14 protein-coding genes and 1 pseudogene are annotated in these 13,442 nt (G+C 62.7%); 2 read left to right on the forward strand and 13 right to left on the reverse strand.

What is annotated here, in order from left to right; all coding sequences use genetic code 11:
- Positions 1-167: 167 nt before the first annotated feature.
- Positions 168-1,196 (forward strand): DUF1254 domain-containing protein, encoded by a 1,029-nt coding sequence (locus CAG29_RS07945; RefSeq protein WP_085582386.1) that lies wholly within the window; start codon positions 168-170, stop codon positions 1,194-1,196.
- Positions 1,197-1,222: 26 nt separating this feature from the next.
- Complete coding sequence (locus CAG29_RS07950; RefSeq protein ID WP_170930030.1) at positions 1,223-2,152, forward strand: transporter; 930 nt, start codon at positions 1,223-1,225, stop codon at positions 2,150-2,152.
- A gap of 262 nt (positions 2,153-2,414) precedes the next feature.
- Here CAG29_RS07950 and CAG29_RS28725 read toward each other — a convergent pair.
- The 13 genes and pseudogenes from CAG29_RS28725 to CAG29_RS08010 all read right to left on the reverse strand — a co-directional run.
- Positions 2,415-2,606, reverse strand: a pseudogene (locus CAG29_RS28725) (hypothetical protein); the annotation flags it as partial.
- A 122-nt stretch (positions 2,607-2,728) separates the two neighbouring features.
- On the reverse strand, positions 2,729-2,947 hold the full coding sequence (locus CAG29_RS07960; RefSeq protein ID WP_085582582.1) for a hypothetical protein: 219 nt from the start codon (positions 2,945-2,947) through the stop codon (positions 2,729-2,731).
- Positions 2,948-3,052: 105 nt separating this feature from the next.
- The gene (locus tag CAG29_RS07965; protein ID WP_085656517.1) at positions 3,053-3,508 is read right to left on the reverse strand and encodes a DUF421 domain-containing protein; all 456 of its coding nucleotides are present in this window, start codon (positions 3,506-3,508) and stop codon (positions 3,053-3,055) included.
- Positions 3,509-3,515: 7 nt separating this feature from the next.
- Positions 3,516-4,034, reverse strand: a complete 519-nt coding sequence (locus CAG29_RS07970; RefSeq protein WP_085582380.1) for a hypothetical protein — start codon at positions 4,032-4,034, stop codon at positions 3,516-3,518.
- The gene (locus tag CAG29_RS07975) at positions 4,027-4,536 is read right to left on the reverse strand and encodes a CinA family protein (RefSeq protein WP_085694172.1); all 510 of its coding nucleotides are present in this window, start codon (positions 4,534-4,536) and stop codon (positions 4,027-4,029) included. The genes CAG29_RS07970 and CAG29_RS07975 overlap by 8 nt, the downstream gene beginning before the upstream one ends.
- 79 nt (positions 4,537-4,615) lie before the next feature.
- The gene (locus CAG29_RS28460) at positions 4,616-4,768 is read right to left on the reverse strand and encodes a hypothetical protein (protein ID WP_170930381.1); all 153 of its coding nucleotides are present in this window, start codon (positions 4,766-4,768) and stop codon (positions 4,616-4,618) included.
- 56 nt (positions 4,769-4,824) lie between these two features.
- Positions 4,825-6,018 (reverse strand): zinc-dependent alcohol dehydrogenase, encoded by a 1,194-nt coding sequence (locus CAG29_RS07980; protein WP_085656518.1) that lies wholly within the window; start codon positions 6,016-6,018, stop codon positions 4,825-4,827.
- Between the two features lie 207 nt (positions 6,019-6,225).
- On the reverse strand, positions 6,226-6,480 hold the full coding sequence (locus tag CAG29_RS07985; RefSeq protein WP_085582374.1) for a hypothetical protein: 255 nt from the start codon (positions 6,478-6,480) through the stop codon (positions 6,226-6,228).
- Between the two features lie 242 nt (positions 6,481-6,722).
- Complete coding sequence (cydB, locus tag CAG29_RS07990; RefSeq protein WP_085656519.1) at positions 6,723-7,724, reverse strand: cytochrome d ubiquinol oxidase subunit II; 1,002 nt, start codon at positions 7,722-7,724, stop codon at positions 6,723-6,725.
- Between the two features lie 12 nt (positions 7,725-7,736).
- On the reverse strand, positions 7,737-9,089 hold the full coding sequence (locus CAG29_RS07995; RefSeq protein ID WP_256575733.1) for a cytochrome ubiquinol oxidase subunit I: 1,353 nt from the start codon (positions 9,087-9,089) through the stop codon (positions 7,737-7,739).
- A 42-nt stretch (positions 9,090-9,131) separates the two neighbouring features.
- Positions 9,132-10,922: a thiamine pyrophosphate-requiring protein gene (locus CAG29_RS08000; RefSeq protein WP_085694174.1), complete on the reverse strand. Its 1,791-nt coding sequence runs from the start codon at positions 10,920-10,922 to the stop codon at positions 9,132-9,134.
- A 109-nt stretch (positions 10,923-11,031) separates the two neighbouring features.
- Positions 11,032-11,970 carry a class I SAM-dependent methyltransferase gene (locus CAG29_RS08005; protein ID WP_085582366.1) on the reverse strand — a complete coding sequence of 313 codons (939 nt, stop codon included), beginning with the start codon at positions 11,968-11,970 and terminating at the stop codon, positions 11,032-11,034.
- 16 nt (positions 11,971-11,986) lie between these two features.
- Complete coding sequence (locus CAG29_RS08010; RefSeq protein ID WP_085582364.1) at positions 11,987-13,357, reverse strand: iron-containing redox enzyme family protein; 1,371 nt, start codon at positions 13,355-13,357, stop codon at positions 11,987-11,989.
- Between the last annotated feature and the right edge of the window lie 85 nt (positions 13,358-13,442).

A 13,442-nucleotide genomic window follows, 5' to 3' on the forward strand; every position in this document is an offset into this window, starting at 1 on the left:
TGTCCGTACGACGGATTGAACCTCGGATGGAGGCAATCCTGCGGGCGGTACATTTTTTGTCAGTTGAGGATTGGTGGTCAGGCACCGGCAGCGCCGATGCTCCGGATCGAGCAATTGCGACCATCGCAATCCGATAAGAACGCCCCTCCGCTCTCAAGGAAAGATCCATGCGCAAACCTGTTTCCCCCCGCGCCCTCACCTGCATGGCGCTCTGCTTGTGTTCACTGGCCGTATCGGCGGACGACAGTCCTGCCGTGCGAGTCGACGCGTTCAACTTCATCCGTGCAGAAACCGATCTGTACTTTAAGAGAACCGTCGAGAAAGGCGGGTTCGGTGCCCTGATACATGAACGCGAACCGACCGCAATCGAAAAGCAGACCGTGGTGAGGATGAACCGCGACACCCTGTACACCTCAGGGGTTTTCGATCTGGACGCAGGGCCCGTCAGCATCACCTTGCCCGAGGCCGCAAAGCGCTTCATGTCACTGCAGGTGATTTCCCAGGATCACTACACCACCGAGGTGACCTATACCCCAGGGCGTCATACCTATGACCGGGACAAGGTTGGCACCCGATACGTATTTATCGTCGTGCGCACGCTGGTCAACGCAGGGCAGCCGGACGACGTCAAGGCCGCTCAGCGCTTACAAGACGCCATTGGTGTCGAACAGGCCAACAAAGGCCGATACGAAACCGTGGCCTGGGATGCGGCTTCACAGACAAAAGTCCGCCAGACCCTGGAGACATTGTCCTCGTTCGGCGGCGGACCGCACATGTTCGGCACCCGCGAGGAGGTCAACCCGATCGCGCATCTGATGGGCACGGCCGCGGGCTGGGGAGGCAACCCGGATTACGCGGCCAAATACGTCAGCGTGTTCCCGGAGCACAATGACGGCCGCACGCCCTACAAGCTGACGGTCAAGAATGTCCCCGTGGACGGTTTCTGGTCATTGAGCGTCTACGACCGCAATGGCTACTTCGAAAAAAATGCGCTGGGCGCGTACTCGCTCAACAACCTCACCGCCAAGCCCGACAGGGACGGCGCCTACACCATTCAGTTCGGCGCATGCCAGGCCACGACGCCCAATTGCTTGCCCGTCACCGCCGGCTGGAACTACGTCGTGCGCCTGTATCGGCCTCGCCCTGAAGTCCTCGATGGGCAATGGAAGTTTCCTGAAGCGCAACCTGCCCAGTGATGCACAACCGTCGCCCGGACCATTCCATGTCTCTGTACCCAAACAAACATTGCGTCTTTTTTTCCCTGTTGCTGGGCATGTCATGTGAAGGACAAGCCGCCGATGACGGCGCTCGTGCCTATCAATTGGCGCCTGTCGGCACGAAGATGCTGACCGTTCACGGCATTGCCACCCGCGGTAACCAGTCGGCTGCGCCTGGGTCGGTCATCCGCGGCAGCGAAGTCGATGTCAATGTCGGCGTTCTGCAGTACACCGAGGTCGTGGATCTTGCAGGGCATGCCACCGCTGTTTTCGGTGTGCTGCCGTTCGGAGAGGTCGAGGCGACGGTGGAGTTGCCAAGGCAATCGCTTTCGACGTCCAGCTCGGGTCTTGGCGATGCGCAACTGGGGGTGGCGTTCGGCTTGATCGGGTCGCCGGCATTGTCCGTCGAGGAGTACGTGAAGTATCGCCCGGGATTTTCCCTCGGCATTCTCGGCAAAGTATTCTTGCCCACCGGTGAGTACGACTCGAACAAAGCCGTCAACTTGGGCACCCACCGCTACGCTTGGCAGTTGGGGGCACCCATGTCCTATGCGCTGGGCAACTCCTGGCTGGATCCATCGCTGACCACCTTCGAACTGCTTCCGGCCGTGATTTTCTACAGCGACAATCATTCGCCCTACGGTGCCAGGCGCAAGTCCCAAGCACCGTTGTACGGTGGTGAGGCTCACATCACCCACAACTTCGCCAGCCCATTCTGGATGTCGGCGGACATGCTGTTCTGGCGTGGCGGCGAAACCCGCACGGACGGAGAGAATGACGACAATGCGCAGCGATCCTTATCACTGGGGGTGACGGCCGGTCTTACGCTCTCCAGGAACGCCTCGATCAAGCTGACCTATGGGGAAGCTGTTGACCGCAACGAGGATGGCGTGGAAGGCAAACTCGGTCGAGTCATTTATTCCTATTTGTTCTGAAATGGCGACTGCGGGATCTCTGACACCCGTCAAGCATAGACGAGGGCCTTGTTGTGAAAGGCGAACGGCTCAGTGCAATTGGCTTGAAATGCCGATCACCCCTTTCATCGGTGATCGGCAGGGTGTTCCCTCCTCCCCCTGGGCTTCAGGCACCCGATTCAGGATCGCTGGCAGGCATGCCGCGGGGTGTCTCTACGTCGCCGCTGCGCTCGGGGTTCCGGTGAGGCTTGCCGGCACCGCCGAGAGCGCCCGTGCTTCCCGGTTCGGGATGCTCTGTCGCTACCGCGTTTGCGGCATCGACGTCGGCCATGTCTTCGTCGACCGGAGCTTCGTCATCCGGCGGCAACGGCGGTTGCGGTTCACTCCGTCCCGGATCGTGCCCGGTCTCGTTGTCCGTTGTGCGGGTAACGGCCTGCTGCGATTGATTGCCTGGTGCGTTCTCGTCAATGTCCATCATGCCTCTCCGGCTGCGGCGCGGGAATTCCGTGCATAGAGGTGAGAAGCCACGGGGCGCCGCAAGTGCAGCGCAATGGACGAATGGCGCACACAAGAACCCGGCCAGAGGCCGGGTTTCGCTTATCGTCTGTCATCCGAAAGCGGCGTCGGCTCATCCGCTTCCGGCGTGACCCTTTCAGCCGGATCCCGCCAGTCCTGCGGACGATCATCCGGTGGATTCTTCAACGGGTCGTACTTGTCGGGATCCTCAGGATCCAGTGTCGGCTCCTCCGTACCGGGTTCAGGTTTGGAGGGAACAGAACCTTGCGCTTGGTCTTCGAAACTCGAATCGGTAGACATAACCACCTCACCCATGAAGCCCCGGATAATCCGGGCCGTACAGGTTCGAAGCCGCGAGGCTTGCCGAGTGCGGCCGAACAGATGAACGGGCGAAGGAAAACGTGCTCATGTCGTGCCGGCCTCTTGAGGAATGACGGAGATCTTGCCGTTACGCTCGATGATCGCAAACTTGATCTGTTCGATCCTCTCGATGCCCTGACTGGAACGGGCCGCTTCCATGACGTCCGCTTCCACCAGCCGCGCGTGCCGCAGGCGGCGGTGCAACAGTTTGCCGTGCTCGACGATGATCGTCGGTTCGCCGTCAATCAGCCGTGACACCCGAGCCGAGCGCTGTTTCAGCAGGGAAAAGCCCACATCGATGGCGATCAGCGTCACGATCACCAGCATCGCATTGGTCAGAGAGAAATCGTCCCCCAGCAAGGCCTGCTGAGTGGCCTCACCAATGATCATCAGCAACACGAAATCGAATGTCGTCAGCTCCGCCAGCGAACGCCTGCCGGCAATCTTGAACAGCACCATCAGGGCCACATACATCGCCGCCGCACGCAAGACCGAGTCCATGGGGCACCTATGGAAAAATGAATTGGACGAGCGTCACACCGTCGGAACCCGGCGTAGTGATATGGCTGCGGAACAAGCCCAGACCGTCACCGCGCAGGGTCAGGTAAAGGCTGAGCTCCCCTTGCGTATCCGCCTGCAACCAAAGGTGCAGACCGTTGGCCGAACTGCGGCTGCGTACCGGTTCCGGCTGCAGGGTCTCGATGCTGAACCCCTCGAGCAGGTCACCGGTCAGCTCCAGCTCTACGGTTGCTTCCGGCGCCGCCGCCATGCTGATCTTCATCGAGTTGGTCGAGCCGTTGCGATGGAACATCTCGTACCCCACCCGGACATTGCCGTCCGCCGAGCGCACCTCCCGGGAGCTGATCATCCCTCGGGAAAACAGTCCCGCCAGGCCCAGCAGCACCAACAGCACCAGGACATACCAGCCGCAGCGCTCGAAGCGCCAAACCTTCAGTTGATAGGCCATGTCCTCACGGATCGGCGCCTGCCGGCTACGCAGATCCGGATGGTCGCCGTCGTCACTCATGAGCAGCCCCCTCGTCGTCTTGCGCCATACAGCGGTGAAATCGCCGCACCCCCATCAGCGCGAACTCCGTGGCCGCGGCCTGCACCTCGCAACGGCTGCCCGAGAAGTGCATCTCGCGGCTGAAGACCCATTGTCTGTCCGCCGCCTGAAAGGCCCAGGCGAAACACACCGTACCGGCGGGAATGCCGTCGACGTCGTCCGGCCCCAAAATGCCGGTGGTCGCCACCGCCACATTCGCCGTGCTGTCGCGCAAGGCCCCCACGGCCATTTCGCGGGCGACCTCGACGCTGGTCAGATTGAACCGGGAGATGGTTGCCGCGCGGACATGCAGCAGGCGTCGCTTGGCCTGGGGCGAGTACACGACGTAACCGCATTCGATGAGGTCGCCGCTGCCCTGCACTTCGGACAACACCATCACGATCATGCCGGCCGTACAGGCGGCGGTGGTCAGGATCAGCGAATGCGTACGCAGATAATCGACAGTGTCTTTGGCAATCGACATGGCGGTTTCCCGAAGAGAGTGCTGTCCGGTTGACCTTCGCAGGTACGCTTGAGTTGCGCCCGCGTATCCGCGAAATCAATCACCGATCCTGTTCGGCGGCCTTGTCCTTCTGGATCTGCAAGGAAGCCTTGCTTTCGTCGCCGTCCTTGTTCGGCGCATCGTTCGAACCTTCAAAACAGCCCTGCAAGAGCATAACCGAGCAAAGACCTACCCAGACACAGATTGTTTTCATGACCTTCTCCCCCTGAGTTGTCCCGTGGCGAGGGTTTTCGCCACGGATCTGCTTGATCAGACGGCCGGCGGCACATCGCCGGCGCCCGGCGTCAGGATGACTTTGCGGCAGTCTTCCTGTTTCTTGTCGAAAATCCTGTAGCCCTCCGCCGCCTGCTCGAGGGAGAGCCGGTGGCTGATGATCGCGTCCGGCTGCAGCCGGCCCGTTTCGATATGCCCCAGCAACTCGGGGAGATAGCGCTGCACGTGGGTCTGGCCCATCTTGAAGGTCAGGCCCTTGTCGAAGGCGTCGCCGAACAGGAAACCATGGATAAACCCGGCATACACGCCCGGCACGCTGACCACGCCGCCCCGACGCACCGCCGCGATGCACTGCCGCAGCGCCTTGCCGCTGCTGCCTTCGAGCTTGAGCGTGGCCAGCATGGTTTCGGTGGCGCTGCCCTTGGCCTCGAACCCCACTGCATCGATTGCGGCGTCCACACCCCGGTTGCCGGGCGTCTGGCTGATGATCGTATCCGCCGGGTCATCGTCGTCATCGAAGTTGATCGGGATAACGCCGTAGGTGCGTCGCGCGTAGTCCAGTCGGTACTGATGGTGATCGACCATGAAAATGCGTTCGACGCCCAGCATCCGTGCGCAGGCCGCGCTGAGCAATCCCACCGGTCCTGCCCCGTGGATCGCAACGCTCGCCCCCTGCCCCAGATCCGCATTGATCACGGCCTGCCACGCGGTCGGAAGTATGTCGGACAGGAACAGGACCTTCTCGTCCGCCAGGGTTCCCGGCACCTTGAACGGTCCGGTGTTGGCCTTCGGCACCCGCACCAGCTCCGCCTGCCCGCCGGGAATGCCACCGTACATCCGGCTGTAACCGAACAACGCTGCCGGCGGCGGAATCCGTTTTTTGTTCATGGCCGCACCTGCACCGGTGTTGGTCGTCTCGCACGCTGCGTAGAGCGTTTGCCGGCAGAAAAAACAGTCGCCGCAGGCAATCACGAACGGGATCACCACCCGATCCCCACGCTGCACGGCGGTGACGGCGGGGCCGGTGTCCTCCACGATGCCCATGAACTCATGCCCAAAGATATCGCCGTGTTCGACGGTCGGGATCTTGCCCCGGTACAGGTGCAGATCCGAACCGCAGATCGCAGTGGCCGTCACCCGAAGGATGATGTCATCCGGTGCCTCGATGATCGGATCCGGTACGGTTTCGACTCTGACGTCATGAGCGCCGTGGTACGTCATTGCTCGCATGGTGGAATCCTCTGGCGTTGGAATTGAAGAAGTGCCTCTTCAGATTCCGAAGGACTCAGCCCCAGCGAGTTCACTCGGCACTGCGCATTCCGGATCAGCGGAGCGCAAGCCAGTGGGTTCGCGAGACCTTCATCGCTGACCTGCACCGTCCGATGATCGCCTCACGCTGGCGGTCCGGGACAGCACCCCGCCAGCGCCCCCCTGGCGTCAGCGGTGATCCGGTTTGTTCATCATCGCCCGCTTGATGCGCATCCAGTCCCGGTAAGCTTCCGTGCGCTTGGCATCGGCCCTGGCCTTGGCTTCGGAGAAGCGGCTCCACACTTGCGGCTCATCCATTCCGGCGTCGATGATCCGGTAGGCTTGCTCCTCCAGAAGATCCGCGTCGCGAAACATTTCGGTGTTGCGCGCAATCTCATCGTCCCACGCATGGCTGGTGCTCGGCCGCAGGATTTCCTCGCTCATCGCTTGCCTCCCTTTTCTACGTCAGGGCGGTGTTCGGCCGCCATAAGGCGCGTGCAGGGTTACTGAGCCCCTTGCCTGGCTCCTGAGGTTCTCCTTGCGCTCATAACAAGTGAGAGGGCTCGTGTGGAAAAATTCAGAAAGTTTGCCGGAAAGCTAAAAGGCACTGGAAAAAGCTGTACATATAAAATTCTTACGTACAATTTTTCACGTTGAGCGTGAAGTCAACGACTCGACGAACGTGCTCAACGTGGCGAGGCCCCATGGATTTTTCCGCTGAAAACCCGGAAACCATAGGTGTTGTAGATCAGGGTGACCGGCACCAGCACGGCGAACCCCACCAGCATGAACGCCTGACTCCCGGTGCTCGACGTGGCCGCTTGCAGGGTCAACCCGGGCGGGATGATCAGCGGGTACAGCGCGACGAGCATCAATCCGAACGCGAGGACAAAGACACCCAGCGCCGCGAACAACGGCATGCCTTGAAACCGGCTGCGAAAGCCCGCGGCGAAGCCCACCAGCAGACCGGCGAGCACCGACGCCGCCGGCAGCGCGATCAGCGGCGATTCGAGACGCTGGGCATACTGCCCGTGCAACGTGGTCGTCCAGGCCACCAGTCCCCCCAACAGCCCGACCGTCACCAGCGCCAGCACGCGCGCTTGATGCGCGCAACGCTGCTGCAGTTCATCGACAGTGCGCCAGTACAGCCAGCACGCCCCCAGCCACGTATAGCCGCACGCCAGCACCAGGCCGCAAAACAACGGAAACGGCCCGAGCCATTCCCAGCCATTGCCGCTGTACTGCCCGCCCTGATGCGGCACGCCCTGCACCAGCGCGCCGAGCACCACGCCCTGCCCCACGCTCGCCGACAGCGACCCGACCAGCAGCACGCCGTCCACCGCGCGCTTGAGCCGCTCGCTCGGCGCATGATCCCGGAACTCCAGGGCCACCGCGCGCAGGATCAAGGCCAGGAACATCAGGATGAACGGCAGATACAGAGCCGGCAGCAGGATCGCGTAGGCCAGCGGAAACAGCGCCAGCAACCCGCCGCCACCGAGCACCAGCCAGGTTTCATTGGCGTCCCAGATCGGCAGGATGCTGACGGCCATCGTCCGTCGGTGGTCGCTTCGGCGGGTCAACCCCAGCAGCACGCCGACGCCCAGGTCGGTGCCATCGAGCAGCACGTAGTTCAAGATCGAAAAGGCCAGAGCCGCCGCGCACAACAGTGTCATCACGTCAGTGTCCATGGCCACACGTCCTCAGGAGTGCCCGGTTTCGTCGGGCAGCGTCGGCTGCGGCCCGGGCTCGCCGCGGTCCGGGGGATCACGCAACAGGCGCAGCAACACCCAAAGCCCGATCGCGAACACCACCAGATAAAACCCGAGGATCAGCCAGGTCGACCCGACCACTTGCGCCCGCGACACCGATGACAGGCTGTCGGCGGTGCGCAGCAGCCCATACACGGTGAACGGCTGACGCCCCACTTCGGTCACCGTCCAGCCGCTGAGCATGGCCAGGAAACCTGCCGGCGCCATCAGCACGCAAGCCCCTAGCCAGCGGCGAGAACGGTACAAGCGCTTGTTCCGGCGCAGCAGCAGACTGGCCAGCCCCTGCCCGAGCATCAACAGCCCGAGGCCGACCATCAGCCGAAACGCAAAGAACACCGGCGCCACCGGCGGAATGTCCTGTGGCGCGAACTCGTCGAGCGCAGCGATGGTTCCGCTCAGGTCATGCGTCAGGTACAGCGAACCGATGCGCGGGATCGCCAGCTCCCAGCGATTGCGTCGTTCACTCATGTCGGGCCAGGCGAAGAGCCGCAGCGGCTCGCCGGCGCCCTCGGCGGGACGCGTCCATGAACCTTCGATCGCCGCCACTTTCTGCGGCTGCACCTGCAGACTGTGCTGGCCATGCAAGTCGCCGACGACGATTTGCACCGGCGTCAGCACCGTCAACACCCACATCGCCATGGATAACTGCACGCGCACCCGCGGGTTGCCGGCGGCCTTGAGCAACTGCCAGGCGCTGCACCCCGCCACCAGCGTCGCGGTGCCCAAGCAGGCGGCCAGCGTCATGTGCGTCAGGCGATAGGGAAACGAAGGATTGAAGATGATCGCCCACCAGTCCTGGGCAATGAACCGACCGTCCGGGCCATGGGAAAAACCCGCCGGGGTGTGCATCCACGAGTTGGCCGAGAGAATCCAGAACGCACTGATCAACGACCCCGCCGCCACCGCGCACGTGGCGAAAAAATGCAGACGCGGGCCGACCTTCTTCAAGCCGAACAGCATGATGCCGAGGAAGCCGGCCTCGAGAAAAAACGCCGCGAGGACTTCGTAGAACATCAACGGCCCGAGAACATCGCCGGCCTTGACCGACAGCCGCGACCAGTTGAGACCGAACTGATACTCCAGAATCAGGCCGGAGGCAGTGCCGACCGCCACGGTCAAGGCAAACACCTTGAGCCAGTAGCGGTAGATGTCCAGATAGGTCTCGCGCCCGCTCTTGAGCCACAACGCCTCCAGCACCATCAACCAGTTCGCCAGGCCAATGGTGAAGGCCGCCAGCACGATATGGAAACCGATGGTGACCGCGAACTGGATTCGCGCGGCCATGAGAGCGGAACCGAGGGTGTCCATGGGCCGAGGTCGACCTCGCTATCTGGCTTTGCCGGGCAATACCGCGCCCAGTACCTGCTTGGCCGTTTGCACGATGACGCCGGCTTCGTCGGCATCCCCCTTGAGCAAGGTGGCGGCAAATTTCTTCGCCTGCTCCAACTTGATGTGCGGCGGCAGCGGCGGCACGTCCGGATCGGTCTTGAACTCGATCAGCACCGGTACGTCCGACGCCAACGCCTGCTCCCAGGCTGCCGCCACGTCCTCTTCGCGATCGACGAAAATGCCTTTGAGGCCGATGGAAATCGCAAACAGGTGATACGGCACATCGGGAATGTCCTGCGAAGCCTCGAACTTCGGATCGCCTTCCATCACCCGTTGCTCCCAAGTGACCTGGTTCAAGTCCTCGTTGTTGAACACGGCGCAGATCCATTGCGGGCTTTCCCATTGCCGCCAGTACTTGGCGACCGTGATCAGCTCGGCCATGTTGTTCATCTGCATCGCACCGTCGCCCACCAGGGCAATCACCGGGCGTTGCGGGAAGGCGAACTTTGCCGCGATCGCATAGGGCACGGCCGCGCCCATGGAGGCCAGGCCGCCGGAAAGCGAACACTTCATGCCTCTGCGGATTTTCAGGTCGCGGGCGAACCAGTTGGCGCAGGAGCCGGAATCGCTGGTGACAATGGCTTGCTCGGACAGGCGCGGGGACAACTCGTACACCACCCGCTGCGGATTGACCGGATCGGCCTTGGCCATGGCGCGCTTCTCGAGCGTTTTCTCCCAAGCGGCGCGCCAGCCCTCGATCTTCTTGCGCCATTTGCGCTGGGTTTTGTGTTCGAGCAACGGCGCAAGCGCGGCGAGCGTCTCGCCAGCGTCGCCCACCAGATTGACCTCCATCGGATAGCGCAGGCCGAGCATGTCGGGCTGCACGTCGATCTGCACCCCGCGCGCCTGCCCCTCCTTCGGCAGGAACTCGGCATACGGAAACCCCGAGCCGACCATCAGCAAGGTGTCGCATTCCATCATCAACCGGTAGCTCGGCTCGGTGCCCAGCAAGCCGATGCTGCCGGTGACCCACGGCAACTCGTCCGGCAACACGGCTTTGCCCAGCAGAGCCTTGGCCACACCGGCGCCGAGCCTTTCGGCAACCGCGAACACTTCATCGCTTGCCCCCAGCGCTCCGGCGCCCACCAGCATCGCGACCTTCTCGCCCGCGTTCAGCACCTGGGCCGCGTTCTGCAGATCCGCGTCGTAGGGCAATATTCTCGGCTTGCAGTAGCCGACCCCGGAATGCGCTGTGCCGTGCGCCCGCGCCGGCGCCTTGTATTCGATGTCCTGCAAATCGTTCGGCAGGATCAGTGCGGCCACGCGCCGCTCGCCGATCGCCGTGCGTACCGCGCGATCCAGCAGATGCCGCACTTGGGCAGGTGCCGAGGCCTGCTGCACAAAAGCACCGGCGACGTCCTTGAACATCGACACCAGATCCAGCTCTTGCTGATAGTGGCTGCCCAGCGCCGTACGCGCTTGCTGCCCGACAATCGCCAGCACCGGCATGTGATCGAGCCGGGCGTCGTACAGGCCGGTGATCAAGTGCGAAGCGCCGGGGCCGGAGGTGCCGATGCATACGCCCAGTTCTCCGGTGAATTTGGCATGGGCCGAGGCCATGAACGCGGCCATTTCTTCATGTCGGGCCTGCACGAATTCGATCTTGCCCCGCGCACGGCTCAACGCGCCGAAGACCCCGTTGATGCCGTCCCCCGGATAACCGAAAATTCGTGTCACGCCCCATTGGCTGAGCCGCTCGACCAGGAAATCGCCCACTGTGACTGTCATGTTCACCCTCGCTGTCCCCTTTGCGCATGGCTTCCCCGGCACGCATGCAGTGCAGGCGAACCCGGGAGGTGTAAAGGTCTCGACAGCCCCGCGGCCGGCGAAGTTTCGATTAGTTGCGGGTGACCGTGAGCAGCGTCACGGCAATGCGCTCGACCTGCCCATAGCCGGGCTCGAGCAGCTCTTCACCGAAGACGTCCGGATCCAGCTCTTCATAGGCCCAGCTGAAACCACTGTCGAACAACGCTTCGATCCGGTCCAGAAAAGGATCCGCACCGCGCACCATGGCCACGCCGGTGTACAGCAGCAGCGTGCCGCCCGCGCTCAGGCGCGCTAGCGCCTCACGCACGATACGCACCGACAGCGCCTCTCCCAGGGCTCCGCCGCCGTGACGGTATGCACGTTGCTGCGGGTCGTTCATGTAAGGGGGGTTGGCGACTATCAGGTCAAACCGACCTTCGACACTGGCCAGCAGGTCGCTGTGGTAAATCGCAATGTTGTCGGTGCCGGCCAGCCCGGCATTGACGGCGGTCAAGCGCAACGCGCGCGGATTGATGTCCACCGCGACCACCTGGGCCTGCGGCCGCGCCCGGGCGATCAATACCGCGCCGACGCCGGCGCCGCAGCCGATGTCCACCGCGCGCGTCACCGGTGCCGTCCGCCGTTGCAGGTGCGCCTCGATGGCCCGGGCAAACCGATAAGTATCCGGACCGAAAAACACGGCATCGGTCTGGCGGGTCGGATAGGCCGAATGCACGAACAGCAGGTCATTCAACGACGACCAGCGCACGGTGCTGCGCCATAGCGAGCCTTGCTGTTCGAAAATGCCTGCGCGCTCCAGCGCTTGAAACCGGTCGGCCGCAAACAACCCTTTGTCGAAGGGCATCGACCAGCCGAAGACGTCGCGCTGATCCTTCGCCAAGGGCCTTTGCGCCCGTTGCATGACCCGCTCGTGGGTCAAGGGCGTCGGTGTGATGAACCGGTAACCGCTTTGGCGCAGGTGCATGCCCAGCTCAAGCAATTCGCGATCGATCCGCTGTTGCGCGGTCATGGAACCTCCTGAATGTTCAGCGCAAGGCTTTGCGCAGCTGCATGAATCGGCGGGTGGCGAATAGCCCTGCCGGGCGCCAGTGACGTTGCGGCGCCAGCCAGGGGATCAACGTGTTCATCTGTTCAAGCGGCGATTGCGCTTGCAGGGTCTTGTGCAGGGTAAGGGTCTCGCTGTCGCTGACCTGGCCGATGTCCTCACCGGTAGGGTTGCGCGCCCCTCCGGCGCGCGGGTTGCCGTCCTGCCAGCCGTCGGCGATCCAATCATGCAACAGCTGTTTTTCGTAGACGCTGAACACGCCGAACATCACCGCCGGGCTGCCGTCGATGAGTCGCCAGAAGCGGCTTTGGGTCGGATCCTCGCCGCGCTTGATCCAACCTTTGCGGATCAACGCATCGAGAAAGGCTTCCATCTGGCCCGGCGTCGCCAGCCATTGGTTGATGGTGCGGTTTTCGATCCGACAGTAATCGGAATGCATGTGTCGCCCGAACACGGCTTTGCGCTCCAGCATCGCCAGGGCCTCGCGCTTCAAGTCGAATGCCTGGATCACCGCCGTGGAACCGGGCCCGAGGTCGTTCAGCCGATAGCCCGATTTCATGCGCCGATAGAAGGCGGCCCGCTGCTCCCCCGCCGGCAGCAAGTCCTGCAGAGCCTTCACGGCGCGGCGGGCGTGCCCGGTGCTGGCGTTGTCGATGGTCACATGCAGGCGAAAGTAATGCGGGTCGATACCGAGCTCGCGCAGCTCATAAGCGCTGATCAACAGATGCAGCGGCAATTGCTCGTAACCCAGGTTGTAACCGATGACCTCAGGCAACAACGCGTCGCAGCCATGCCCCAACGCCAGCTGTATCGCACCTTGCAGATAGTATTCGTCGCCAAGGTCGGACAGGTCGTCACAACCGTGCTCAGCCAACAGCTGGCGATAGATCAGCACATGGTTCTGCCTGGGCACGCCCTCGCCCAGTTCCTCAAGATAGATCGCTTGCAAGTGATCGAAACGGACGTCTTGCCAATGGTGCAGCACCCCCGCCAACCAGGCGCCATCAACGGCCTTGGTCGGCCCGACATGCTGCAGAAAGTACAAGGCATGGGCGGTGTTCCGAAAGTAGCGGCGCCCTTCTCCGGCCTGCCGGGACGCCAGATAACTCGCGTACTGCGCCGCGACGGCGGCGCAGCGGGCCTGCGACCAGTGAAGGAGTTGCTCGGGATCGGCCGGCAACTCATCGGCCATGTCGCCGGCCGCCGCCAAATGCGGCTGCAAAAAGGCTTGGGCGATGGCGCCCGCCTCGGGGTCGTCCGTGAGCAGTCTTGCGTAGATCTCATGGTTCGGACGGTTCGGCCTCTCGTGAAGCGCGGCAGGCACGGTGCTCAGGCACTCTATCGATGTCATGGAGCTGTTTCCCCTGGGAAGGCTGCAGATCGAACGTCTTAAACAAAAGAGAAAATGCGACAGGGAAAATTCCTTTTATTTGCAT

It is taken from the genome of Pseudomonas sp. B7(2017) (genome assembly GCF_002112745.1).
In the GTDB taxonomy this organism is placed as follows: Bacteria; Pseudomonadota; Gammaproteobacteria; order Pseudomonadales; family Pseudomonadaceae; genus Aquipseudomonas; species Aquipseudomonas ekonensis.